At 68.3% G+C, this 5,601-nt stretch carries 5 protein-coding genes; 2 read left to right on the top strand and 3 right to left on the bottom strand.

Annotated elements, in window-relative coordinates:
* Nucleotides 1–244 precede the first annotated feature (244 nt).
* Together ccmB and ccmA are read right to left on the bottom strand one after the other, a co-directional pair.
* Nucleotides 245–910, bottom strand: coding sequence for a heme exporter protein CcmB (gene ccmB, locus DBR10_RS15325; RefSeq protein WP_108556486.1), 666 nt, complete (start codon nt 908–910; stop codon nt 245–247).
* The gene (gene ccmA / locus DBR10_RS15330; protein WP_108504383.1) at nt 907–1,509 is read right to left on the bottom strand and encodes a heme ABC exporter ATP-binding protein CcmA; all 603 of its coding nucleotides are present in this window, start codon (nt 1,507–1,509) and stop codon (nt 907–909) included. Before ccmA ends, ccmB begins: the two co-directional genes overlap by 4 nt.
* A 180-nt stretch (nt 1,510–1,689) precedes the next feature.
* On the opposite strand from ccmA, the gene acnA reads away from it, so the two are divergent.
* Both acnA and DBR10_RS15340 read left to right on the top strand, forming a co-directional pair.
* Nucleotides 1,690–4,377 carry an aconitate hydratase AcnA gene (gene acnA, locus DBR10_RS15335; RefSeq protein WP_108504384.1) on the top strand — a complete coding sequence of 896 codons (2,688 nt, stop codon included), beginning with the start codon at nt 1,690–1,692 and terminating at the stop codon, nt 4,375–4,377.
* Between the two features lie 135 nt (nt 4,378–4,512).
* A complete protein-coding gene (locus DBR10_RS15340; RefSeq protein WP_108504385.1) occupies nt 4,513–5,223 on the top strand; it encodes a DUF1223 domain-containing protein in 711 nt (236 codons plus the stop codon).
* Between the two features lie 179 nt (nt 5,224–5,402).
* Here DBR10_RS15340 and DBR10_RS20160 read toward each other — a convergent pair.
* A partial coding sequence (locus DBR10_RS20160; RefSeq protein WP_233243437.1) for a hypothetical protein occupies nt 5,403–5,601 on the bottom strand: 199 nt, incomplete at its 5' end.

Below are 5,601 nucleotides of genomic sequence, written 5' to 3' on the forward strand. Positions count from 1 at the left end.
CCGGGGGTGCGGGCGGCGGCGGTGGCGGCGGCGGGACCTGGGCCAGGGCAACGCCCCCGGCGGCGGCGAGGCTGAAGACGGCCCCAGCCACGAGGGCGAGGCGGCGCGTGGAGGTACGCATGGGGTTGCTCCCTGATGTTGAACTCTGGCGCGAGCCTGACAACGTCCTATGGCGCCAAGATGTCCGCCAGAGTGACCATTGTTACCGGACTGACGCGAACCGCCCGGTCCGGTCCGGCCGGTGTCAGTCCAGCGCGTTCCGGCAGGCGGCCGCCATGGCCAGGGGACTCAAGGCCACCGCGGCCGTGCAATAGGCCAGCATCAGCCACAGTCCGGCCGTCCAGGGCAGGTCGGCGGACAGGGCGTCGAGGGCCCCGGCCCCGAAGATCACCGGCGGCACATAGAGCGGCAGCACGATCACGGCGACCAGCAGGCCGCCGCGCCGGCTGCCCAGGGCCAGGCTGGCGCCGAGTCCGCCGAGGAAGGCAAAGGCCAGGCCGCCGGCCAGGGCGCACAGCACCAGGAGCGGGATGATCTTCGGATCGGCCCCGAGGGCCAGGGCGGCGACCGGGGCGGCGAGGGCGAGTGGTGCGCCCGAGGCCAGCCACTGGGCCAGGCACTTGGCCACGGCGACGGCTTCGAGCGAGGCCGGACCGAGCGCCAGCAGGTCCAGGGCTCCGTCCTCGTAGTCGCGCTCGAACAGGCGCTCCAGCGACAGCAGGGCCGAGAGGGCCAGGGCCAGCCAGGCGATGCCCGGGGCCACGGCGGCCAGTTTTTCGGGGGCCCGACCTGCGGCCATCGGTAGCAGGGTGACGACCCCGGCATAGAAGGCCAGGGCGATCAGCGGTCCGCCGCCCTTGCCCCAGGCCAGGGCCAGTTCGCGCCGCAGCAGGATCAGGAAGGCGCTCATGCCCCGACCTCGACCGTGCGACAGGGGACGGGCAGGGGATCGTGGACGGCGGCCATGATCATGCCGCCGCCGGCCAGATGGCCGGCCATCACCGCGCCGAATGCGCTGCGGTGTCCGGCATCCAGCGGAGCCATCGGCTCGTCCAGCAGCCACAGGCTGCGGGGACTGGCCGCCAGCCGCGCCAGGGCCAGCCGCCGCCTCTGGCCGGCCGACAGGCGGCGCACTTCCAGGTCCAGAAGGCGTTTCAGGTCCATGATCTGCGCGGCGTCGCGGGCCGAAGCCTCGCTGCCGCCGGTCCACAGGGTCTGGAACCGCAGCTCTTCCCAGGCGGTTCGCGTCGACTTCAGGCCGTCATGGTGGCCGACCATGTGCAAATGCTCGGCCCGGGCGGTTTCGGGCTCGGTGTCTCCGAAGCTGATCGCGCCGGCCTCGGGACGCAGCAGGCCGGCCACGGCCCGCAGCAGGCTGGTCTTGCCGGCCCCGTTGCGGCCGGTCAGGGCCACGGCCTCGCCCGGCTCAACCTGCAGGTTGAACCCCGAAAACAGCCTTCGCTCGCCGCGCGAGATGGCCAGATCCTGAATGCGAACAACTCTCAACATGCCAAGTCCCTGAGCGGCGCATGGACGTTCCCCACGAGCAGCGCTAAGAAGCCATCGGCCGTCCCCCTCCAGCTTGTCAGGGGCGTACGCGGCGCGGGGATGGACGCTGTGGGTCCGCCTCGATCGCGCGATCCCGGGAGTGGTTTTCGGGCGGCCGTGGACAGAGAAGGGATCTCCCGCATGGCGTCTATGGACAGCCTCAAAGCCCGCCGCGAACTTGTCGTTGGCGGCAAGACCTACGTCTATTACAGCCTTCGCGCCGCCGAGGAAGCCGGTCTGACCGGAGTTTCTTCGTTGCCGGTGTCGATGAAGGTGCTTCTCGAGAACCTGCTTCGCAACGAAGACGGGGTTTCGGTCAATGAAGCCGACCTCAAGGCCGTCGCGGCCTGGACCAGCAACAAGGGCTCGGTCGAGCACGAAATCAGCTTCCGCCCGGCGCGGGTGCTGATGCAGGACTTCACCGGCGTTCCGGCCGTCGTCGACCTGGCCGCCATGCGCGACGCCATGGTCGCCCTCGGTGCCGACCCGGCCAAGATCAACCCGCTGAACCCCGTCGACCTGGTCATCGACCACTCGGTGATGGTCGACAATTTCGGCGACGCCAAGGCCTATGACGCCAACGTCGCCCGCGAATACGAGCGCAACATCGAGCGCTACCGCTTCCTGCGCTGGGGCTCGTCGGCCTTCAACAACTTCCGCGTCGTGCCGCCCGGCACCGGCATCTGCCACCAGGTGAACCTGGAGTACCTGGCCCAGACCGTCTGGACCAACGACGTCGACGGCGACACCGTCGCCTATCCCGACACCGTCGTCGGCACCGACAGCCACACCACCATGGTCAACGGCCTGGCCGTTCTGGGCTGGGGCGTGGGCGGCATCGAGGCCGAGGCCGCCATGCTGGGCCAGCCGATCCCGATGCTGATCCCGGAAGTCATCGGCTTCAAGCTGACCGGTGCCATGCCGGAAGGCGCGACGGCCACCGACCTGGTGCTCACCGTCACCCAGATGCTGCGCAAGAAGGGCGTGGTCGGCAAGTTCGTCGAATTCTACGGCGAGGCCCTGGCCAGCCTGACCCTGGAAGACCAGGCCACCATCGCCAACATGGCTCCGGAATACGGCGCCACCTGCGGCTTCTTCCCGATCTCGGCCGCCACCGTGGCCTATCTGAAGGGCACCGGCCGTTCGGCCGAGCGCGTCGCCCTGGTCGAAGCCTATGCCAAGGAGCAGGGTCTGTGGTGGGAGCCCGGCGTCGCCGAGCCGACCTTCACCGACGGCCTGGAGCTGGACCTGTCGACGGTGCTGCCGTCGCTGGCCGGCCCCAAGCGTCCGCAGGACCGGGTGCTGCTGACCGACGCCGCCTCCAAGTTCGCCGAGTCGCTGGCCGGTGAATTCGGCAAGGCCGAGAACCCCGAGCTGCGCGCCCCGGTCGAAGGCGAGAACTTCGACGTCGGCCACGGCGACGTGGTCATCGCGGCCATCACCTCGTGCACCAACACCTCCAACCCCTCGGTGCTGATCGCCGCCGGCCTGCTGGCCAAGAACGCGGTCGCCAAGGGTCTGAAGGTCAAGCCGTGGGTGAAGACCTCGCTGGCCCCCGGCTCGCAGGTGGTCACCGACTATCTGCTCAAGGCCGGCCTGACCAAGCATCTGGACGCCCTGGGCTTCAACCTGGTGGGTTACGGCTGCACGACCTGCATCGGCAACTCCGGCCCGCTGCCGGAAGCCATCAGCAAGACGATCAGCGACAACGACCTGGTCGCCTGCTCGGTGCTCTCGGGCAACCGCAACTTTGAAGGCCGGGTGAACCCCGACGTTCGCGCCAACTACCTGGCCTCGCCGCCGCTGGTGGTCGCCTATGCCCTGGCCGGTTCGATGAAGATCGACCTCGCCACCCAGCCGATCGGCCAGGACAAGAAGGGCAATGACGTCTTCCTGAAGGACATCTGGCCCTCGAACGAAGACATCGCCGCCCTGCAGCGCAAGTCGGTCACCGAAAAGATGTTCGCCAGCCGTTACGGCGACGTCTTCAAGGGCGACAAGAACTGGCAGGGGATCAAGATCACCGGCGGCCAGACCTACGCCTGGGAAGGGGAAAGCACCTATGTGCAGAACCCGCCCTACTTCCCCAACATGTCGATGACCCCGACCCCGGTCACCGACATCGTGGAAGCCCGCGTCCTGGCCGTGTTCGGCGACTCGATCACCACCGACCACATCAGCCCGGCCGGTTCGATCAAGGCCTCCAGCCCGGCCGGTCAGTACCTGATCGAGAACGGCGTCCAGCCTATCGACTTCAACGGTTACGGCGCCCGTCGCGGCAACCACCAGGTCATGATGCGCGGCACCTTCGCCAATATCCGCATCCGCAACCGCATCACGCCGGACATCGAAGGGGGCGTGACCAAGCACTTCCCGTCGGGTCAGACGATGTCGATCTATGATGCGGCCATGAAGTACCAGGAAGAGGGTCGCCCCTCGGTGGTCTTCGCCGGCAAGGAATACGGCACCGGCTCCTCGCGTGACTGGGCCGCCAAGGGCACCAAGCTGCTGGGCGTCCGTGCCGTCATCACCGAAAGTTTCGAGCGCATTCACCGCTCGAACCTGGTCGGCATGGGCGTGCTGCCGCTGCAGTTCATCCAGGACGGCTGGCAGAAGCTGGAACTGACCGGCGAGGAAATCGTCTCGATCCGCGGCCTGCAGGACCTCGCGCCCCGCAAGCAGCTGATCGTCGAGCTCTATCGCCCGTCGGACGGCCGCATCGCCCGCTTCCCGGTCCGCTGCCGCATCGACACCCCCACCGAGCTTGAATACTTCAAGAACGGCGGCGTGCTGAACTACGTGCTGCGCAACCTGGCCAGGGCCGACTAGGCCTCAGCCGCAAGACTGCAAAAGCGCGGCCCGTCGGATGATCTCCGGCGGGCCGCGTTCGTTTCTGGAAAGAACCCCAGCCTTCACGGCCTCGTGAACGGGCATCCGGGGCGATCTTGGCTTAAGTGACCTCTCATGCGTAAGGCCGCCCTCTCCCTGTTCTGTCTGGCTCTGTTGGGCCTGCCCGCAACGTCCGCCTGGGCCGCCAAGCCCCCGGTCGTCGTCGAGCTGTTCACCGCCCAGGGCTGCTCGTCCTGTGGCAAGGCCAACCAGGTCGTGGCCGATCTGGCCGATCGTGACGGCGTTCTGGCCCTGACCTATTCGGTCGACTACTGGGACTATCTGGGCTGGAAGGACACCTTCGCCAAGCCGGTCTTCGCCGATCGCCAGCGGGCCTATGCCAAGAAATTTGCCCTGCGTGACGTCCCAACCCCGCAGGTGGTGGTCAGCGGCCGCGTGCAGGCCTCCGGGGCCAAGGCCGAGGCCGTCGACGAACTGATCCGGACGGCGGCCAAGGCCGCGTCCAACCCGCCGGACATGGAATTTGTCGGCAAGACCCGTATCGCCGTGGGCTCGGGCCCGGCCCCGCGCGGCGGTGGCGAGGTGTGGCTGGTCCGCTTCGATCCCCGCCACCAGGACATCGCCGTCAAGCGCGGCGACAATCGCGGCCAGACCCTGGTCCATCGCAATGTGGTCCGTGAGCTGGTGCGCCTGGGGTCGTGGTCGGGGCGTCCCCGGCTGTTCCGCCTGCCGCCGGCCAAGGACGAGGGCCTGGAGTCGGTGATCATCGTCCAGGGAGCTCGTGGCGGCCGGATCCTCGGCGTCCTGCGATCGACCCAGGACTGAGATCCAGAAACCTCGCGCCAAAAAGCCCGCGCGACCGGGAGGGGGATCGCACGGGCTCTTGGGCCTTGGGGCTTTTCCGGATTTGAGGGCTCCGGATCGTCAGGCGGCCGGTCCCGTGAGGGGGGCTGGGGGGGCTGTTCAGGATCCCCGATCCCGGAACCTGCCGGCTGACCCCTGTCTTATGGCGGACCAAACAGGCGGCGAAACGTTCGGATAAAGGTCGTTTCGCGGCGCGGCGTGGCGTCGATGTGGCCAAAGGCCGGGCTGGCGGCGACCGCTCCGGACACGAAAAAGCCCGCGCGGCTGGGGGGAAACCGCGCGGGCCTCTCAGGGGAGGTATGATGCAGTCTGTCGGCTGACCGGCCCGTGATCGAGGGG

Origin of the sequence: Caulobacter sp. HMWF025, assembly GCF_003060965.1 — a bacterium.
GTDB lineage: Bacteria > Pseudomonadota > Alphaproteobacteria > Caulobacterales > Caulobacteraceae > Caulobacter.

What these genes read in the sequence shown, in the direction of transcription:
- ccmB (WP_108556486.1), bottom strand. Translation starts at nt 910, where the DNA reads ATGAGCGCCTTCCTGATCCTGCTGCGGCGCGAACTGGCCCTGGCCTGG.
- ccmA (WP_108504383.1), bottom strand. Translation starts at nt 1,509, where the DNA reads ATGTTGAGAGTTGTTCGCATTCAGGATCTGGCCATCTCGCGCGGCGAG.
- acnA (WP_108504384.1), top strand. Translation starts at nt 1,690, where the DNA reads ATGGCGTCTATGGACAGCCTCAAAGCCCGCCGCGAACTTGTCGTTGGC.
- DBR10_RS15340 (WP_108504385.1), top strand. Translation starts at nt 4,513, where the DNA reads ATGCGTAAGGCCGCCCTCTCCCTGTTCTGTCTGGCTCTGTTGGGCCTG.